The sequence below is a fragment of the Plantactinospora veratri genome (assembly GCF_036421995.1).
GTDB lineage: Bacteria > Actinomycetota > Actinomycetes > Mycobacteriales > Micromonosporaceae > Plantactinospora > Plantactinospora veratri.
Map to the genome: position 1 here is coordinate 23,152 of NZ_JAZGQL010000026.1, position 17,857 is coordinate 41,008.

The 17,857-nt window shown below is 68.6% G+C and carries 10 protein-coding genes; 6 read left to right on the forward strand and 4 right to left on the reverse strand.

Going from position 1 to position 17,857, the window contains the following annotated elements; all coding sequences use genetic code 11:
- The first annotated feature begins 8 nt into the window (after window positions 1-8).
- Genes V1634_RS26425 through V1634_RS26435 form a run of 3 tightly spaced genes read left to right on the forward strand, consistent with a single transcriptional unit; the run spans window position 9 to window position 4,074 of the window.
- Window positions 9-593, forward strand: a complete 585-nt coding sequence (locus tag V1634_RS26425; RefSeq protein WP_331210601.1) for a PadR family transcriptional regulator — start codon at window positions 9-11, stop codon at window positions 591-593.
- Window positions 590-1,306 carry an ABC transporter ATP-binding protein gene (locus V1634_RS26430; RefSeq protein ID WP_331210602.1) on the forward strand — a complete coding sequence of 239 codons (717 nt, stop codon included), beginning with the start codon at window positions 590-592 and terminating at the stop codon, window positions 1,304-1,306. Before V1634_RS26425 ends, V1634_RS26430 begins: the two co-directional genes overlap by 4 nt.
- Entirely contained in the window at window positions 1,300-4,074 is a 2,775-nt protein-coding gene (locus V1634_RS26435; protein WP_331210603.1) for an FtsX-like permease family protein, read from the forward strand. Before V1634_RS26430 ends, V1634_RS26435 begins: the two co-directional genes overlap by 7 nt.
- Window positions 4,075-4,149: 75 nt before the next feature.
- Here V1634_RS26435 and V1634_RS26440 read toward each other — a convergent pair whose 3' ends face one another.
- Window positions 4,150-7,872 carry a rhamnogalacturonan lyase family protein gene (locus tag V1634_RS26440; RefSeq protein ID WP_331210604.1) on the reverse strand — a complete coding sequence of 1,241 codons (3,723 nt, stop codon included), beginning with the start codon at window positions 7,870-7,872 and terminating at the stop codon, window positions 4,150-4,152.
- A gap of 552 nt (window positions 7,873-8,424) precedes the next feature.
- Here V1634_RS26440 and V1634_RS26445 point away from each other — a divergent pair.
- The 3 genes from V1634_RS26445 to V1634_RS26455 all read left to right on the forward strand — a co-directional run bounded on the left by V1634_RS26445 (window position 8,425) and on the right by V1634_RS26455 (window position 11,593).
- Window positions 8,425-9,681, forward strand: a complete 1,257-nt coding sequence (locus V1634_RS26445; RefSeq protein WP_331210605.1) for an ABC transporter substrate-binding protein — start codon at window positions 8,425-8,427, stop codon at window positions 9,679-9,681.
- 62 nt (window positions 9,682-9,743) lie between these two features.
- Window positions 9,744-10,706, forward strand: a complete 963-nt coding sequence (locus tag V1634_RS26450) for a carbohydrate ABC transporter permease (RefSeq protein ID WP_331210606.1) — start codon at window positions 9,744-9,746, stop codon at window positions 10,704-10,706.
- Window positions 10,703-11,593 (forward strand): carbohydrate ABC transporter permease, encoded by an 891-nt coding sequence (locus tag V1634_RS26455; protein WP_331210607.1) that lies wholly within the window; start codon window positions 10,703-10,705, stop codon window positions 11,591-11,593. The genes V1634_RS26450 and V1634_RS26455 overlap by 4 nt, the downstream gene beginning before the upstream one ends.
- A gap of 209 nt (window positions 11,594-11,802) precedes the next feature.
- Here the strand turns inward: V1634_RS26455 and V1634_RS26460 are convergent, their stop codons facing one another.
- The 3 genes from V1634_RS26460 to V1634_RS26470 all read right to left on the reverse strand — a co-directional run bounded on the left by V1634_RS26460 (window position 11,803) and on the right by V1634_RS26470 (window position 17,771).
- The gene (locus V1634_RS26460; protein ID WP_331210608.1) at window positions 11,803-13,146 is read right to left on the reverse strand and encodes a glycoside hydrolase family 43 protein; all 1,344 of its coding nucleotides are present in this window, start codon (window positions 13,144-13,146) and stop codon (window positions 11,803-11,805) included.
- A 297-nt stretch (window positions 13,147-13,443) separates the two neighbouring features.
- The gene (locus V1634_RS26465) at window positions 13,444-14,928 is read right to left on the reverse strand and encodes an endo-1,4-beta-xylanase (RefSeq protein ID WP_407951859.1); all 1,485 of its coding nucleotides are present in this window, start codon (window positions 14,926-14,928) and stop codon (window positions 13,444-13,446) included.
- A gap of 449 nt (window positions 14,929-15,377) precedes the next feature.
- Window positions 15,378-17,771, reverse strand: coding sequence for an RICIN domain-containing protein (locus V1634_RS26470; protein WP_331210609.1), 2,394 nt, complete (start codon window positions 17,769-17,771; stop codon window positions 15,378-15,380).
- Window positions 17,772-17,857: the final 86 nt, after the last annotated feature.

A 17,857-nucleotide genomic window follows, 5' to 3' on the forward strand; every position in this document is an offset into this window, starting at 1 on the left:
CGGTAGCCATGTCGATTCGCCATGGCCTGCTCGCGTTGCTGGAACGCGGCCCGATGCACGGCTACCAGTTGCGCGCCGCCTTCGAGGAGTCCACGGGGGCCACCTGGCCGCTGAACATCGGGCAGGTCTACACCACACTGTCCAGACTGGAGCGCGACGGCCTCGTACGTCCGCTTCCGGAGAGTGACGGCGGGCAGCAGCCGTACGAGATCACGGAGGTCGGCCGGACGCAGCTGGGCGACTGGTTCGTCACCCCGATCAGCCGGGCCGATCGCCCGCGCGACGAACTGTCCATCAAGCTGGCGTTGGCCATCACCACGCCGGGGGTCGACATCCAGGTCGTACTACAGGCCCAGCGCACCGCGACGATGCGCTCGTTGCAGGAGTACACCCGGCTCAAGGCCCGTGGCTCCGAGCCCAAGCCCGCCGACCTGGCGTGGCGGCTGGTGCTCGACGCGATGATCTTTCAGGCCGAGGCCGAGCTGCGCTGGCTCGACCACTGCGAGTCCAGCCTGGTCCGCCACAACGTCGCCCCGGTGCCACGGTCCAGCACGCCGAACCCGGCGCCCGAGCGCAGCGCGGTGACGTCGTGAGCGTGCTGGAGATACGCGACGCGTACCGGACCCACGGTGCCGGGGAGGCCGCGGTCCACGCACTGCGCGGAGTCACCCTGACCGTTCGGCCCGGTGAGCTGGTCGCCGTGATGGGACCGTCCGGTTCCGGCAAGTCGACCCTGCTGAACCTCGCCGGCGGCCTGGACCGGCCCACCCGGGGTGAGGTGTACGTCGAAGGCCAGCAGCTCCGCAAGCTGTCCAGGCGCCAGTTGGCCGCGCTACGGCGACGATCGATCGGGTACGTCTTCCAGGATCTCAACCTGCTGCCGAGCCTCACCGCCGCGGAGAACGTCGCACTGCCCCTCGAACTGGACGGCACCGGGGTACGACAGGCCCGTCGGCTCGCCGTGGCCGCCCTGAACGACGTGGGGCTGGCCGAACTCGGGCCGCGCTTCCCCGACGAGATGTCCGGGGGCCAGCAGCAGCGGGTCGCGATCGCCCGGGCACTCGTCGGCGAACGTCGGCTCGTGCTGGCGGACGAACCGACCGGGGCGCTCGACTCGCAGACCGGCGAGTCCGTCCTGCGACTGCTGCGCATCCGGGTCGACGCGGGCGCCGCCGGCGTGCTGGTGACCCACGAGGCCCGGCACGCCGCCTGGGCCGACCGGGTGGTCTTCCTGCGTGACGGCGTCGTCGCCGACACCTCCGGCCCGCTGGGCGCCGCCGAGCAGCTCCTGGAGCGGGCGTGCTGAGGACCTGGTTGACCGCGCTGCGTATCGCCCGCCGGGAGGCGCGTCGGGCGAGGGGGCGCTCGGTGCTGGTGATCGCGATGCTCGCGTTGCCGGTACTGGCGCTGAGCGCCGCAGCCGCCAGCTACGACATGTTCCGGCTCACCCCCGAGGAGGAGGCCACCCGCCTGCTCGGTGCCGCCGACGCGAGGATCGAATGGGTCGACACCGAGCCGGTCCGACAGGATCCCACCGGAGACGGCCACTCCTCGAACACCTCCTCGCACGCCGCCACCACCACGGCCGAGGAGCTGCTCGCCGCGCTGCCCGACGGCAGCAGGGTGACCCCGGTCCGCAGCGGTACCGTCCAGCTCCGTACCGAAAGCGGGATAGGCGACCTGACGGCGTACGGCATCGACGTGGCTGATCCGATGGTGACCGGCCTCGTGACGCTGCGCGACGGCCGCGCCCCGGCGACCGATGGCGAGGTGGCGCTCACCGAGCAGGCGGCGGAGCGGCTGGGCAGCCAGATCGGCGACACCGTGCGCAACGCCGACCGGACGGCCTCGTGGACAGTCACCGGGATCGTCGAGTTCCCCGCTGACCTGGCCGAGAAGGTGGTGTTCCGGCCGGATCCGACGAGCCGCGGCGGGTCCGGCTACGACTCCCACCAGTGGCTGTGGGACGCGCCCGCACCGGTCGACTGGGCCGGGGTCAATCGACTCAACGAACGCGGCATGGTCGTCGTCTCGCGGGCGGTCCTGCTGGATCCGCCCGCGCTCGACCCCTCGGACCCGTACTACCGGGACAGCGCCGACGATGTCGACCTGCGAGCCGTCGCCGCCGGTGGGCTCGTCGTCGGGCTGGGCGTGCTCGAGGCGGTGCTGCTCGCCGGGCCGGCGTTCGCGGTCGGCGCCCGCCGCCGCCAGCGCGACCTCGGGCTGGTCGCCGCCAACGGAGGCACACCCGCACACCTGCGTCGCATCGTGCTGGCCGACGGCGTCGTGCTCGGCGTGCTCGGCACCGTCCCGGGGCTGGTACTCGGTGTAATGGCCGCGTTCGCGTTCCGTCCCCTGGTCGAGATGCACCTCGCGCAGCAGCGGGCCGGCGGGTACCGGGTGTTCCCCCTCGCGCTGGCCGCCATCGCCGGTCTCGCCGTCGGCACCGGGGTCCTCGCCGCGCTGCTGCCCGCGTTCGCCGCGGCCCGCAACGACGTCGTCACCGCCCTGACCGGGCGGCGTGGTGTCCGCCGATCCCACCGGGGATGGCTGGTTCTCGGCCTGACCCTCGTCGGCACCGGGAGCGTCGCAGCCGCTTACGGCGCCTGGCAGGTTTCCTCGAACATCCTGCTCACCGGCCTGGTCCTCGCCGAGGTGGGCCTGGTGCTGTGTACGCCCGCGCTGGTGGGCCTGGTCGCCCGGCTCGGCCCGCTACTGCCGCTGGCGCCGCGGATGGCACTGCGCGACACCGCCCGGAACCGGGCCGCGGCCGTGGCCGCCGTGGCGGCGGTCATGGCGGCGGTGGCCGGCAGCGTAGCGCTCGGGGTGGTACTCACCGCCGAGGCGGCCAGGGCAGAGACGCGGTACCGGCCCGGTCTTCCCGACGGACATGCGCTCGTGATCAACAATCCGCTGCCCGGACCGCTCGGCGGCGAGCGGAAGTCCAGCGTCCCGATGCAGCGGGTGGCGGCCGTCGTGCGGAGCACGCTGCCGGCGACCGAGGTCGTCCCGGTCGGCGAGGTGACCTGCCCCGACAGCGACAGGTCACCCAGATCGGTCAAGGCGGGTCGGCCGGTACTGCCGCACTGTGCCCTGCAACCCCAGATCCCGCAGGGCCGGCAGTGCCCCTACGACCCCTTCAGCGGTGTGGTGCTGAGCCGGACCCAGCAGCGGGCGGCGAACGCCGATCCACGGTGCGAGATCGAGCCCCTGCCCAGCAGGACCGGATACGGGGCCCTGGTCGCCGGACCGGCGGCGGTGACCGCGCTGACCAGGGCCTCCGGCGAGGATCTGGACCGGGCCCGTGAGACGCTGGCCGCGGGCGGCGTACTCGTCGGTGACGCGCGGTTCGTGGTCGACGGCCGGGTGACGCTGCAGGCGTACAACGAGGCGATCCAGGGACCGATCACGCCCGAGAAGCTGACCCGAGCACCGACCGTGACCGTTCCCGGATACGCGCCCAGCACCGGCACCCGGTTGTCCGGCACGATCTACTCGGCGGGTGCGGTCAGGGCCGCGAAGCTGGGTGAGCGACCGTACGGACTCGTCGTGGCGACCGACCGGATACCCACCCAGGCCGAGCAGGACCGGCTCTCCGCCGCGCTGCGCGACCTGACCGACGAGGGCGGGTTGGGTGCGACGATCGAACGGCGACCGGCGACCCCGTACGACCCGACCCTGCTGATCCTGGCCGCCGTCGCGGGCCTCGTCACGCTCGGAGCGGCTGGCGTCGCCACCGGCCTCGCCGCCGCCGACGGCCATGCCGACCTGGCCACCCTCTCCGCCGTCGGCGCCAGCCCGGGAGTACGCCGCCAGCTGTCACTGAGCCAGTCCGGCGTGATCGCCGGCCTGGGCACGGCGTTGGGGCTGCTCGCCGGGCTCGGCGCCTCCACCGCGGTGCTGTTCGCCTACAACCGGGCACTCATGTACCAGTGGCCGCGCGAGGCGGCGTACCCGATAACCATGCCGTGGGAGACGCTGGCGGTGATGGTCGCGGTACCGCTGGTGGCGATGCTCGCCACCGGCCTGCTGACCCGGTCACGCCTGCCCGTCGAACGCCGCCGCCTCAGCTGACCCACCAATCGAGGAGGGCCGGCCCCTGCGGACCGGCCCTCCCCTGTCGTCACCTGTCAGTGGTTGCCGAGGTTGTCAGTACGTGCCGAGGTCCTGCCACGGGCCGTTGGGATCGCCCGGCTGCTGGTTGCGGGTCCACCACCTGGCCTTCCAGGTGTGGCCGTTGTGCGCGACCGTCTCGCCGCCGGTGTAGACCCAGGACGGGGTCCAGGCCCGGACGCCGGCCCCGGCCGCCGGGACGAGGACGCCCTGCTCCCGCCACGCGCCGGTCGTGGTGCTACCCGGCTTCTCGTTCTGCGTCCACCACTGGGCGATGTAGATCGCCCCGTTGTAGGACACCTGGTCGCCGCTGTCGTACACCTTCTTCGGGTCCCAGGCCGGAGCGGCCGGCTTCGGCTCGACCAGCGTGAAGGTCACGGTCGTGACATTGCCCGCCACGTCGTACACCCTCAGCTCGTTCGCCCCGAGCGCCGCCCCGAACACACCGGGCTTCACCCCGTTGAGATCGGAGTAGGTGTTGTCGGTCAGGTCCTTCTCCACCCCGTTCAGGGTGAGCCTGTCGACCCGGCCGGCGTCGAAGAGCTTGAACGACACCAGCTCGTACCCGGCCGCAGGCGTACCGACCGTCTCGGTGGCGCCGTCCTTCACCGTCACCGTCGGGCCCGTGACATCCAGTACGAAGGTCAGCGTCGTGACATTGCCCGCCACGTCGTACACCCTCAGCTCGTTGCTGCCGGCCCTGCCGCCGAACCTGCCCGGCTCGACCCCGTTGAGGTCGGAGTAGGTGTCGTCGGTCAGGTCCTTCTCGACTCCGTTCAGGGTGAGCCTGTCGACCTTGCCGGCGTCGAAGAGCTTGAACGAGACGTTGCGGTAGATCCCGTCCCGACCCTTCGACTCCGGCTTCACCGTGATCGTCGGAGCGGTCGTGTCGGGCGCGGCCGGGATGGAGATGTCGGTCCGCATCGGGGGCAGTCCGGCCTCGTCACCCAGATAGAAGCTGGCGAAGCCGAACTGGTCGTAGCCGGTGTTCTTGTTCGCCACCCCGACGCGGTACATCGGGTCGTGCATCAGCGTACGGATGCCGTACTCGGTCGGCGCCAGGGTCGTGACGATGGCCAGCCGGTTGCCGGACGCGCGGAGCACCAGCTCCTCACGCCAGTCGCCCAGCAGGTCGGCCTTGAGCGTGGGAGTGCTCTTGTTGCCCGTCGACGTCAGGCCGGTCGCGAGATAGGGAGAGATCGCGAAGGTCGAATCGTCGACCGTGCTGATGGTCGCGTTGCTGGCGGCCATCGCCGTCAACCCACCGCCGAACCAGATGGCGTACTGGCCGCTGCTCAGGTTGTGGCTGCCGTTCAGGAGTTCGCCGGTGACCATGCTCCGGGCACCGTTCTGCGAGTGTCCCTGCGCGCCGGGCCAGCGGTTGGAGAAGTTGCCGGCTACCGCTCCCTCGGCGTCGGTACCGGCGTAGACGCCGAAGACCATGGAGTTCTCGTGGACGACCTCGCCCCGGTCGTTGCGCCGCTTGCCCTTCATCGGGTCGTGGGCCTCCGGGCCGGGCATCCAGCCGTGTTGCCTACCGGTGCGGATGTCGTCCAGCAGGTTCTCCTCGCTGCCGGACCACATGCGGACGTTGTTGTCCTTGTCGACCGGGAGCAGTGCGTTGCGGTCGCCGTGCCGGAGCGGAGCCCAGGTGTTCAGCGGGTTGTTCCGGACCGCGTCGGTGGCGAACTCGAAGCTGCCGGCAACCGGAGGAACGCTGTTCTGTCCCTCGATCGTGGGCATGGTGTCGCCGTTGATCACCTCGGGCAAGATCTTGGTCCCGTCGGCGTTCAGGTCGAGGACCATGGCCTTCATCACGATCTCATCCCGGCCGTCGCCGTCGAGGTCGCCGGAATCGGTGTGATGGTTGCCGCGGTTCTGGTAGTCGTACGCGGTGCCGCCCAGGGACCAGTACTGCGGGTCGTTCGAGTCGAAGCTGGCCTGGAGGACGACCTTGCCGTCGACGATCCGGAAGGCGGCCATGGTCGTCCGTACGTAGTAGCCGCGCTGCGAGACCGCATAGTTGTGCTTGCCGTCCAGCGCGGCGACGACACCGACGTAGCGGTTGCCGCGGTTGCCCTGCGCGTCGCCCCAGACCGCCGCCTTCCAGGGGTGCTCGAGCCAGTAGGCCTCCGAGGGGGCCATCATCTGCGACTTGTAGTCACCGGGGCCGCTGCCGGCACCGGGGCCGGGGTAGGCCAGGTAGGAGAAGTTGCCGCGCTGGGTGGCCGGCGTCATGGCCCAGTTGTCGCCGTCCACGCTGCCCTCGTAGGGGTGCGGATATTTGGCGCTGTCCAGGAGTACGCCCTTGCCGGCGTCGGCGTCCCACTTGAAGGCCGAGAAGAACTCCTGGTCGTCCTTTGCGGGGCCGATCGGGCCGACGTGGTAGGTCTTGATCCACCGCTTGAGGGCCGGGTCGTTGACTCCGTCGTTGCCACCTCCGGCCACCGGGCTGCGGTAGCTGATGGTGAAGCTGTTGAGCAGCGACCAGTAGGTGTCCAGAGCCGCGGTGTCGCCGCTGGCGAAGTACTCCTGGAACCTGTCCGTGGTGGTCTTCAGGCCGTCCTGGCCGCCCACGACGGTGTCGAGGGTGTTCGGATACACGACGGACTGCGACGCCTCGTCCCAGTTGCCGATGCGGGTGCCCAGCCCGGTCTTGAGCATCAGCTCAGCCTTGCCGTCACCGTCGAAGTCCTCGCTGAACAGGGTGGTCTCGTGGTCGTTGGCCGCTCTCACGTTGTAGCCCATGTCGACGCGGAACAGCATGGTGCCGTCGAGCTTGTACACGTCGATGTACTCGGGTGCGGTGGTGGTGTTGCTGCCGCCGAAGATCGGCTCGGAATACATGGGATCCTGCTGCGTGCTGCGCCACTTGACGACGATCTCGTACTCGCCGTCGCCGTCGAAGTCGCCCACCGTCATGTCGTGGGTGGTGTAGGCGCTGCTCTGCGAGGTGTGTATCGCGCCGGTGCCGGTCTTCGCGTAGGGAAGCGAGGTGCCGGAGTCCAGGTTCTGCACGTACTTGATGAACTCGGCTTCCAGCTCGTCGTAGAGCGCCTTTGTGATCTTGCCGTTCACCAGGGAGTTCGTCAGCGGCCGAGGGGTGGTGTAGGTGGCGACGCCGAGAGCGTTGGGCGTCATGTTGCGCTCGTTGAGCGCGGCGACCCAACCGTCCAGCTGCTCCTGGGTCACGGTCGCCTGGTCGTCGTACGCCACCCGGAACGCGCGCAGCAGATCCATGTCGACGACGTACCAGTTCTGGTTCTCGGTACCCGGGATGACCATGTTGGCCGCGTTCAGGTTGGTACCCGGGCCGAACCGCTGGTTGCGGTAGGTGAAGTGGGCGAGCGGCACGGGGGCCGGCGCGGGCTTGAGCGGGATGTAGGTCGCCGCACCCCGGTTGGCCTGGCCGTCCTGGCCGGCCAGGGCTGACAGCATGGGCACGCTCATGCCCTGCCGCTCACCCTCGACGCCGTTGACGACCGGCGCGACCTCATAGGTGGAGCTGAGAACTCCGTCCGGGTCGGTGTAGTTGGACGGGGTGACGTCTTCCTTGACGATGCCGGGGTTGGTCGCGTAGTCGCTCTCGGGCTGGACATCCCTGGGCGCGATCGTGGTTATCTTTACGAAGTCGGCATTGCCGTCTTTGCGGTAGACGTTCCAGGAGATGCCGTCAGGTTCGTTGCCCAGGAAGCGCCAACTCAGCAATATGCCGTCGGAGGTCTGGGCGGCGACGAGGCCGCGGGTCAGATACTCCATCGGGCGAAGGCTGGGCGCGGGGGCAGCGCTCGCCGCCGGAGAACTGAAGCCGGACAGGGACAGGCTCAGGACCAGCGTCAGGGGCAAGGGTACGAGTGTACGCAATGTCTTTCGCACTTTTTGGTCTCCATCTCGCATCGCCCTACGTTGGGCAAGCGCTTTCCCCGCATCCTGCCCCCTGCCGCCGCATCGCGCAAGATCCAACTCGCCTCGCGGCGGGCGGAGCCACCCACGCCGGGAACCTGTCCGAATAGGTCGGACGCGGCGTCGAACCCGCCGCAGGCAACCTGGATCCAGGCTCCGCACCGACAGGTCGTTGACGAGCTGGGCTGCGGTGAGTACCCTCATACGTCATACGAATGAGATCGAAGTATTTCTAATTTTGGATTCGACTTCGCAGCGAAGTCCCCGCCGGCTGGGCCGTGGCTCGCATCCGAGCCGCAGGTGGAAAAACCCATCCCGCCGCCACACGGTGTGCCGGTCGACATTTGATTCGCCGTGATTCATCGCGGTCAGCCCGGACCGCGGACCGCTCACCGTATGGAGGGCCCTGTGAAGCGCGCCATCACCTCCGCAGCCGTCTTCGCCGCAACCCTGCTGCTGATACCCGGCTGTTCACCAGGATCGGACAGCGACTCGTCGGCCGGGTTCGAGTTCTGGTCGTTCACCGGAATCAACCAGAAGCTCGACGTCGAGAACTACACGAAGAAACATCCGGATGCCCGCATCAAGCTCACCGAGGTCGGCAGCACGACCGAGACGGCCCAGGCCCTCACGGCGGCACTGGCCGGCGGCAAGGTGCCCGACCTCGTGCTGATCCAGGGTGACGACCTGCCGAAGTTCATGCAGTCTCCGGACAACTTCGTTGACCTGACCACGCTCGGCGCCGACAAGATCAAGGGCGACTACCTCGACTGGGTGATGAAGCAGTCGACGACCGGGGACAAGATCGTGGGGATACCGACGGATGTCGGCGGGATGGCGGTCGCGTACCGCACGGACCTGTTCAAGGCCGCCGGTCTGCCCACGGATCGAGAGCAGGTCTCCAAGCTGTGGCCGACCTGGGACGCGTTCACGGAGGTCGGCAAGCAGTACGTCCAGGCCACCGGTAAGCCGTTCCTGGACAACACGCCGACGAGCATCTTCTACCAGGCGGTCAACCAGGGCACGGAACGCTACTACGACGCGGACCATAAGCTGTCGTACGACAAGAACCCGCAGGTCAAAGCGGCATTCGAGCTGACACTAAAGATTTTCGCTGCGGACATCTCCGCCAAGCAGACCTCGTTCTCGACCGGGTGGACCGCGGGCATGAGCAAGGGCGACTTCGCGGTCGTGTCCGCGCCGGCGTGGATGCTCAACTCCATCCGTACCAACGCCCCCGGTACCGCCGGCAAGTGGGACATCGCCACCATCCCCGGCGGCTCGGGGAACTGGGGCGGAAGCTACCTGGCCATCCCCAAGCGGGCGAAGAACCCGAAGGCGGCCTGGAACTACATAGTCGAAATGCAGTCGCCGGCCGGCCAACTGGAGAACTTCCTGGCGAAGGGAAATCTGCCGACGACACCGTCGGTCTACAACGATCCGCAGCTCGTCGGAAGAGCCGAGCCGTTCTTCTCCAACGCACCGATCGGCAAGATCTACACCCAGTCCGTCGTGAACATCAAGCCGTTCTACATCGGCCCAGACGACGCCACGATCGGCAGCGAGCTGCTGAACACCCTGACCAGCGTCGAGCAGGGCAAGGTCGCCCCCGCCGACGCGTGGAACACGGCGCTGAACAACGTCAAGAACGCCCTGGGCGGCTGAACGGACGACTGATGTGCGGCGGCCGGCACCGACCCGGCCGCCGCACGTCGGGAAGGTGACCTGTGACCACCACGCTCAGCCCGGCCCCGACCCCGAAGACCACCGCCCGACCCAGCCGGTACCGGCACATCCACCAGGGCTGGCGCGAGCGGCTGGCGCCGTACGCCTTCGTGGCGCCGTTCTTCCTGCTCTTCCTCGTCTTCGGTCTCTTCCCACTGCTGTTCACGTTCTACGTCGCGCTGTTCGACTGGGACCCGATCGGCGAGCGGCACTTCGTGGGGCTGGCCAACTTCTCCCAGCTCGTGCAGGACCCGAGGTTCTGGGGCGCGCTGCGCAACACGTTCAGCATCTGGGTGCTGTCGACGGTCCCGCAGCTGCTGATCGCGCTCGGCCTGGCGCACCTGCTCAACCACGTACGCCTGCGCGCCGCGACCTTCTTCCGGATGGCGGTACTGGTCCCGTACATCACCTCGGTCGCGGCGACCACGATCGTCTTCGCCCAGCTCTTCGACCGCGACTACGGCATGCTCAACTGGTTCCTGGAGCTGCTGGGCTTCGCGCACGTCGACTTCACCGCGTCGGTCTGGGGCAGCCACTTCATGATCGCTGTGATGGTCGCCTGGCGGTGGACCGGCTACAACACCCTCCTCTACCTGGCCTCGCTCCAGGCGGTTCCCCGCGAGCTGTACGAGGCCGCCGCCGCGGACGGCGCCACCGGCTGGCAGCAGTTCCGGCACATCACCATCCCGTCGCTGCGGCCGATCATCGTGTTCACCGTCGTCACGTCGACGATCGGCGGGTTGCAGATCTTCACCGAGCCGCTGCTGGTCAACCCGGTGGGTGGGCTCACCTGCGGGGCGGCCCGGCAGTGCCAGACGCTCACCCTCTTCCTCTACGAGCAGGGCTTCGGCCGGTTCCACTTCGGCTACGGCGCCGCCATCGCCGTGGCGCTCTTCGTGTTGGTCGTGCTCTTCTCCACGATCAACTACCTGCTGGTCACCCGCGTCCGCCCGGAGCGCCCATGAACCCCACCTCTCCGACCAGCACCGGCTCGCCGACCAGCACCGGGCGGGCGCCCCGCCGCCAACGCGGTGCCACCCGGATCTCGCTCGGGGTGTACACGCTGCTCGGCGCCATGGTGTTCGTCAGCCTCTTCCCGCTGTACTGGATGTTCGTGGTGGCCACCACGGACTCGGCCACCGCGTACAACCTGCCGCCGCGGGTCGTGCCGGGCGACAACTTCTTCTATCTGGCGAACCTGGTCTTCGAGATCGTGCCGTTCGTGCAGGCGCTGGTGAACAGCGTCGTCGTCTCCACCTCGATCGGGGTGGGCCAGGCGGTGCTCTGCGCGCTGGCCGGCTTCGCCTTCGCCAAGCTGCACTTCCGGGGCCGCAACACGCTGTTCCTGATCGTCGTGTTGACCATGACCGTGCCGGCCCAGTTGTCCGTCATCCCGCAGTACCTGATCATGTCGAAGCTGAACTGGGTGGACACCCTGCAAGCCCTGATCATTCCCGGACTGGTGAGCGCGTTCGGCATCTTCTGGATGCGTCAGCACATGGTCGGCACCCTCGACGACGAGTTGCTGCACGCCGCCCGGGTGGACGGCGCGACGACCTGGCAGATCTTCTGGCGGATCGCCTTCCCGCTGGTCCGCCCGGCAGCACTGGTGCTGGGACTGTTCGGCTTCGTCAACGCCTGGAACGACTTCCTGTGGCCGTTCATCGTGCTGAAGTCACCGGAGAAGTACACCGTGCAGATCGCCATCAAGGCGTTGCAGAACAGCCGGGACATCGACCTCGGCCTAGCGATGTCCGGTTCGTTCCTGGCCACGCTGCCGCTGCTGGTGCTCTTCGTCTTCGTCGGGCGGCGCCTGGTGCAGGGCATCATGGAAGGTGCGTTCAAAGGCTGACCAGCGCCAGCGGGCCGGTCCGGTGGCGGCGACGGGCCCCGGCACGGCACCCTCCCGGGTACGCCCTCGTGACGCCCCGGACTGCGGTGCCGGCCGCCGTCGGCACGTCAACGACGTGACCGCGACGGCCGGCCCTGGAGGTCGACGGTGCGTCGGTGGTGTTCACGGGTGGCGTTGTGGCCCGTACCGCCGTGGTCGGCGGAAATCCACTACCGCGGTTGGAACTGCCACCAGTCGACGTTGAACAGGTAGCCGCTGCCACCGGCGAACCGCAGGTACAGGTCGTGGGTGCCGGTCGCGCCGTTCGTCGGGCAGCTGACGGTCGTCCAGGTCTGCCAGCCCCCGGTGCCGGGCACGGTGCAGGTACCCACGAGGGTGCCGTTGGTGCCACCCAGGCGCAGCTCGATGCGGCCACCGCTGGTTCCCGAGGCCACTCTGGCGCTGAGGGAACCGGCACCGGCGCCGAAGGCCACGCCCTTGACCTTGATCCAGTCCCCGTTCTCGATCCAGCCGACGTTCATGCCCCCGCCGCTGGCCGGCTCGGTTTCCACACCGGTCTCCCAGGCGATCGTCTCGGCCTCCTGCCGGACGTAGGGGTTCAGGGTGCCGATCTGGGGTGCGCCCGTCGTGGTCATGTTGATGGTCGGGATCGTCCCGTCGGCGTTGTAGTTGAATTTCTCCACTGCCACCGATCGGGTGAAGCCGCCACCGCCGGGCAGGGCACCGTTGTGGTAGAAGAAGTACGAGCCGCCGTTGAAGTCGATGACTCCGGCGTGGTTGGTGAAACTGCCGCCCTGCCGCGGCATGACCGTCCCACGGTAGGTCCACGGCCCGGTCGGCCCGGGGGCCGTCGAGTAGCCGATGAACTCCGAGCAGCACTCCGCCGCGAAGACGTTGTAGTACAGCCCGTTCCGCTTGTAGACCCAGGGTGCCTCTTCGTAGAGGGTCGGGCGACTCGCGTTCCCACTACGGGCGCCGAACCCCGCCGCGGTCAGCGGGATCTGCGTCGCGCCGCCCGAGAACGAGATCATGTCGGCGTTCAGCCGCACGTACCACAGGTTCGGGTTGCCCCAGTACAGGTACGCCTGCCCGTTGTCGTCGATGAAGGCGGCCGGGTCGATCTCACCGTTCTCCACGAGTGGACGGCCGAGCGCGTCCCGGAACGGCCCGGTAGGGCTCTCCGACACACCGACCCCGATGGCCATCCGGCCGGTTGCCCGGTTCACGACCGGCACGTACCAGTAGAACTTGCCGTTGCGGTGGATGGTGTGGCCGGCCCACGCGTCGGCGCTGGCCCAGCTGAAGGTGGCCAGGCTCATCGGAGAGCCGTGGTCGGTCCAGTTCACCATGTCGGCCGACGACCAGACTCGCCACTCGCGCATCGTGAAGTAGGTCGAGCCGTCCTCGTCGTGACCGGTGTAGAGGTACACCCGGCCGTCGTGGACCAGCGGGGCCGGATCGGCCGTGTAGATGGTCTGCACGATGGGGTTGTCCGCCCGGGCCGTCCCCGGCAGCAGCACCGCGAGACACAGCAGCGCGGACATCAGGGCCATGCCGCGTCTACCCGCCGCACGGATAGAAGTTTCCGACCTCATTCTCATCTCCTCGGGCTGACGATCGCATTGAGAACAATCGGTTCGTATGAGGTGGTAGCCGGCCGGGCCGGCGCGGAGTTTGCCCTCTCCGCGCCGGCCCTCCCAGGACACGGCCGGCAGCGACATGTCGGCGTTGATGCCGCTGCCGGCCGTGCCTGGAGACCGCGCCCCGGCTCTGCCCGGTGCAGGTCGGCTACCGGAGTTGCCGTACGGGCTGTGAGGCTTTCCGGCCAGGTGCTCTCCTGGCCGGGCCGCCTATCCGACGCGTACGAGTTGCCATTGCTGGTTGTTGCCGCTCCAGTCGGTGTACTGCACGACGTTTCCGCCGTCGTTGACATCCGCGCCCTGCACCTCCAGGGCCTTGCCGCTGTTGCGGTTGATCAGGCGGGTGTAGCCGCCCCCCGAGTCGGCGGGCCGGAACTGCTGGTTCGTCCCGTTGTGGTCGGTCCACTGCACCACCGCGGCACCATCCGCGGTGGACGCGTTGGCGACGTCGAGCACCTTGCCCGAGTGCCGGGACCTCAGCCGGTAGTAGCCGCCACCGGAGTCCACGAACTGCCACTGCTGCCACGCGCCGTCGTTACGCGCCCACTGGGTGATCCGCGCCCCGTCGTTGGTTGCCGAGTTGTACACGTCCAGTGCCCTGCCGCTGTTGCGGTTGACCAGCACGTACCATGCCGTCGTGTCGACCTGCCCCGGGTTGGGGACGCTGCCGCTGTTGAGGGCGGTGAGCACCGCGTCGTAGGCGGGCTTCTTGTTGCCGTTGCCGTCGAAGAGCAGCGGGTTCTGCCCGGTACGCCAGGAGTCGGTGTCGCGGATGCCCCAGACCGTGATGCCGGTGCAGCGGGCGACGGCGAGGCAGGCGCGGGTGACGGTGCCGTAGACGCTCGCCTGGTTGGAGCCGGAGATGTCCAGCTCGGTGATCTGCACGTCGACCCCGAGGTCGGCGAAGCGTTGCAGGTTGGCCTGGTAGTCACCGGGCACCGAGTTGCTCAGGTGCGACTGGAACCCGACGCAGTCGATCGGTACACCGCGCGCCTTGAAGTCGCGCACCATGTTGTAGATGCCGGTCGACTTCGCGTTGATCCCGTCGGTGTTGTAGTCGTTGTAGCAGAGTTTGGCGCCCGGGTCGGCGGCGTCGGCGGCCCGGAAGGCGGCCTCGATCCAGTCGTTGCCGGTACGTTGCAGGTTCGAGTCTCGCCGCCCGCCACCGCCGCCGTCGGCGAACGCCTCGTTCACCACGTCCCAGGTGTGGATCTTCCCCCGGTAGTAGCTGGCGACCTGGGTGACATGGTTGATCGCCGCGTTGCGCAGCGCGCCGCCGGACATGCCCTGCGCCCAACCCGGTTGCTGCGCGTGCCACAACAGGGTGTGCCCCCGCACGGACATGCCCCGCGACCGGGCGTGGTTGACGATTCGGTCCGCGTTCGTGTAGCTGAACCGGCCCTGCTGCGGCTCGGTCGCGTCCCACTTCATCTCGTTCTCGGCGGTGACGCTGTTGAACTCGCGGTTCAGGATCGTCATGTACGTGTTGTCGCCCATCCTGCCTGCCGCGACGGCGGCGCCGAAGTAGCGGCCCTTCTCCGCCGCCGAGGCACCCAACGTGGTGCCGGCGCTGGCGGGACTGGCGGCCTGGACCGCCATGCCGGCCCCGAGCAGCCCGGTCGCCAGCAGCGCCAGGACCGTTCTGCTCCACCACCGACGCCGGGGAGGTCTGCTTGGGTATTCGCGCTCGTTCATGGGTCAATAACCTCTCGACACTGATCGGGCAGAGTCCTCTGCCCTATGAATGAAGGCGCACCCCCGTCGGCCCTTCACGTGGACTTGGGCGCCGCTCTGTGAGCGCTAACACCTGAGCAGTACCTAGTCCAGGATCGTGATCCCATAGCCTAGGAGAACGCTAACATCGACATATGGAGATTGCCAGATCGTTTCGGTGCCTTCAAGGGGTGTCGGCGCGGACACCTACACGAAATCCGACGAGCAGGACGCACTCCGCCCTGCTGACTTTCGACGAACGCAGTCGATAACACTTTTCGAGGCGGCACGAAATAGCCGAGGCACAGAACCACGGCAGCTTTCTGTTATGGAAACCGGCGACGGATGGTCCCGAACTGCACACCCACTCGGGCCACCGGATCGGTCCGGTTGGCGGACCGATCCGGCCCGGCCCCTCCCACCCCCCGAGGTCAGCTGGTCACGTTCCACTGCTGGTTGGTGCCACCGTGGCAGGCCCAGAGGTGGACCTTCGTGCCGTTCGCGGTGCCCTGGCCGCTCACGTCGAGGCACAGCCCGGACTGCACGCCGGTGATGGTGCCGTTCGCGTTGACGTTCCACTGCTGGTTGGCCTGGCCGTTGCAGTCCCAGATGATCGCCAGGGTGCCGTTGGTGGCACTCTGGCCGGAGGCGTCGAGGCACTTGTCGCCGTAGACGGTCAGTTGCCGTCCCGAGGTGTACGTCCACCGCTGGTTCGTCCCGCCGGAGCAGTCCCAGAGCTGCGCCTGGGTGCCGTTGGTGGTGACCGACCCGCCGATCTCGAGGCAGCGGCCGGACTGGCCCCCGACGATCTGCACGTTCTGCTGGCCACCGCCGCTCTGCGGCCCGGCGGCCGCCATCACGGCCTGGGCGCCCGCGGGCCAGTTGCCGCCCGTCACCGTGACGTTGCCGGAGACGACGTTGCCCCGGTCGCCGTTGGTGACGTTGGTGCTGCCATTGGTCGACCAGTTGTTGGTGACGGTGAAGTTGCCCATGTTCTCGGCGAACCAGTAGTTCGCGGTGGCCCAGGTGCCGGTGTTCGCGAGGACGTTGTTCCGGGCGGTCCAGTACCGTGAGCCCTCGTCGAAGTAGATCCCGAAGTAGCCGTTGGTCCGCAGGCAGTAGTTGTCGCTGATCAACCCGCCCTGGTTCGCCGACAGCGTGTAGACGCATCCGCCGTCGTTCATCTGCTGCATCACGTCGTGCACGTAGTTGCCGACGAGCCGGTTGTTCGACGCGGTCGTCGGCGTCGAGTACCGCGGCTGGTAGTTGTACAGCCCCCGGTCGGCGTAGTGGTTGCTCCCACCGGCGTCGTTGGCACCCCACCCGTACCCCATCGACATCCCGGTGTACGGCATGTTGTAGACCTCGTTGTACGAGACCGTGGCGTTGGTGACGTAGGTGGTCAGCACCGACACGATGCCCCGGTGCTCCACACCGAGGTCGTGCAACCGGTTGTTGCTGATGGTGATGTCCCGGTTGACCATCCGCTGGTCGCTGGGATGGTGCGCGTCCGCGCGCACGCCGCCGACGACGATGCCGCCGGCCGAGTTGCGGGCGATCTCGGACCTGGTGATGGTGATGTTGCTGGCGCCCAGGCCGACCCCGCTGGCGTGGGCGCTGACGTCGTTGCCGATGCCGATCGCCGTCTGCCCCAGGTTGACGAACCGCGAGTCGGTGAAGGTGACGTTGTTGGCGGCGGAGATCTGCACGGCGGCGGGCGACTGGAGCCAGTTCGGTCGGGCGGCCTCGAACTGCGGGCAGCCGTTGTGGCAGGAGGTGAAGCCGGGCCAGCTCCAGTTGCCCGCGATGTAGGCACCGGTCTGCTGGTCCGGATAGCCCTGGTTGCCGCTGGGCCCGAGCCAGCTGGTGCCGGTGAAGGTGATCCCGCTGAAGGTGAGGTGGTGCGCGGGTGCGTCGTAGCTGCCGCCGAGGTTCACCAGGGACTGGAGTACCGGCAGTTCCACACTGACGTTGCCCAGGTTCTGGCCGCCGAGCGGGATGTAGGACAGGGCGCCGGTCGACGGGTCGAGATACCACTCCCCCGGAGCGTCGAGGAACTCGTACGCGTTGCTGAGGTAGAGCGGACCTGCCCGGTGCGGGCTGGTGAAGGTGTCGTACCCGAAGTTGTTGTTGCTCCAACCGGGCTGCTGCATCGTGATCAGGTTGCCGTTGATGCTCTGCACCGAGACGTACCGGTCGGTGAACGAGCCCACGCTCTCCATCTGGATCCGGCTCTCGTTGGCCAGGTTGTTCAGGTAGCCCAGGGCGCTGTTGGTGAACCTCATCCCGGTGCTGTCCGCGGTGAAGTCGGCCCGGTTGACCTGGGTGCGGGCCCGGGTGGCGATGGCGCCGTCGACGTAGAGCTGCCGGCTGTCGAGCCCGGCGCCGACGTTGGCCCGCCAGATGTTCCTGCCGGAGTCGACGAGGGACCAGCCGGTGACGGCCCGGGCGCCGCTGAGCACCGGACGGGCCGACGGGGCGGCCTGCCACATCACCCGGTAGCCGTTCGTGCCGGAGTCGGCGGCCGTGAGCCGGAGCGGGGAGGTGAGCCGGTAGACCCCGTCGGCCAACTGGACGACGATGTCGCCGGACATCGAGCCGGCGCGGGAGCGGACCGCGGTCTGCGCGCCGGTCACCGAACACGGCGCGGCGGCGGTGCACGCGGTGCCACTGCCCGAGGGGGCGGCGTAGAGGGTGGTGGTCGCCGCGTACGCCGGGGCGGTCGAGGTGGCCACCACTGCCGCGGTGGCCACGGTGGTCAACGCCGCCGCGGCGGCTCCGAGCAGCACCCGCCGCCGGGCAGCGGGAACTGGGGGTACGGACACGGGGGTCTCCTTGCCTGGATGGGGGTGGTGTGGTGTGGCCGACGATCCAGGTGCGACCGGTCGACGCCGCGCGGTTGCCGGCGCTG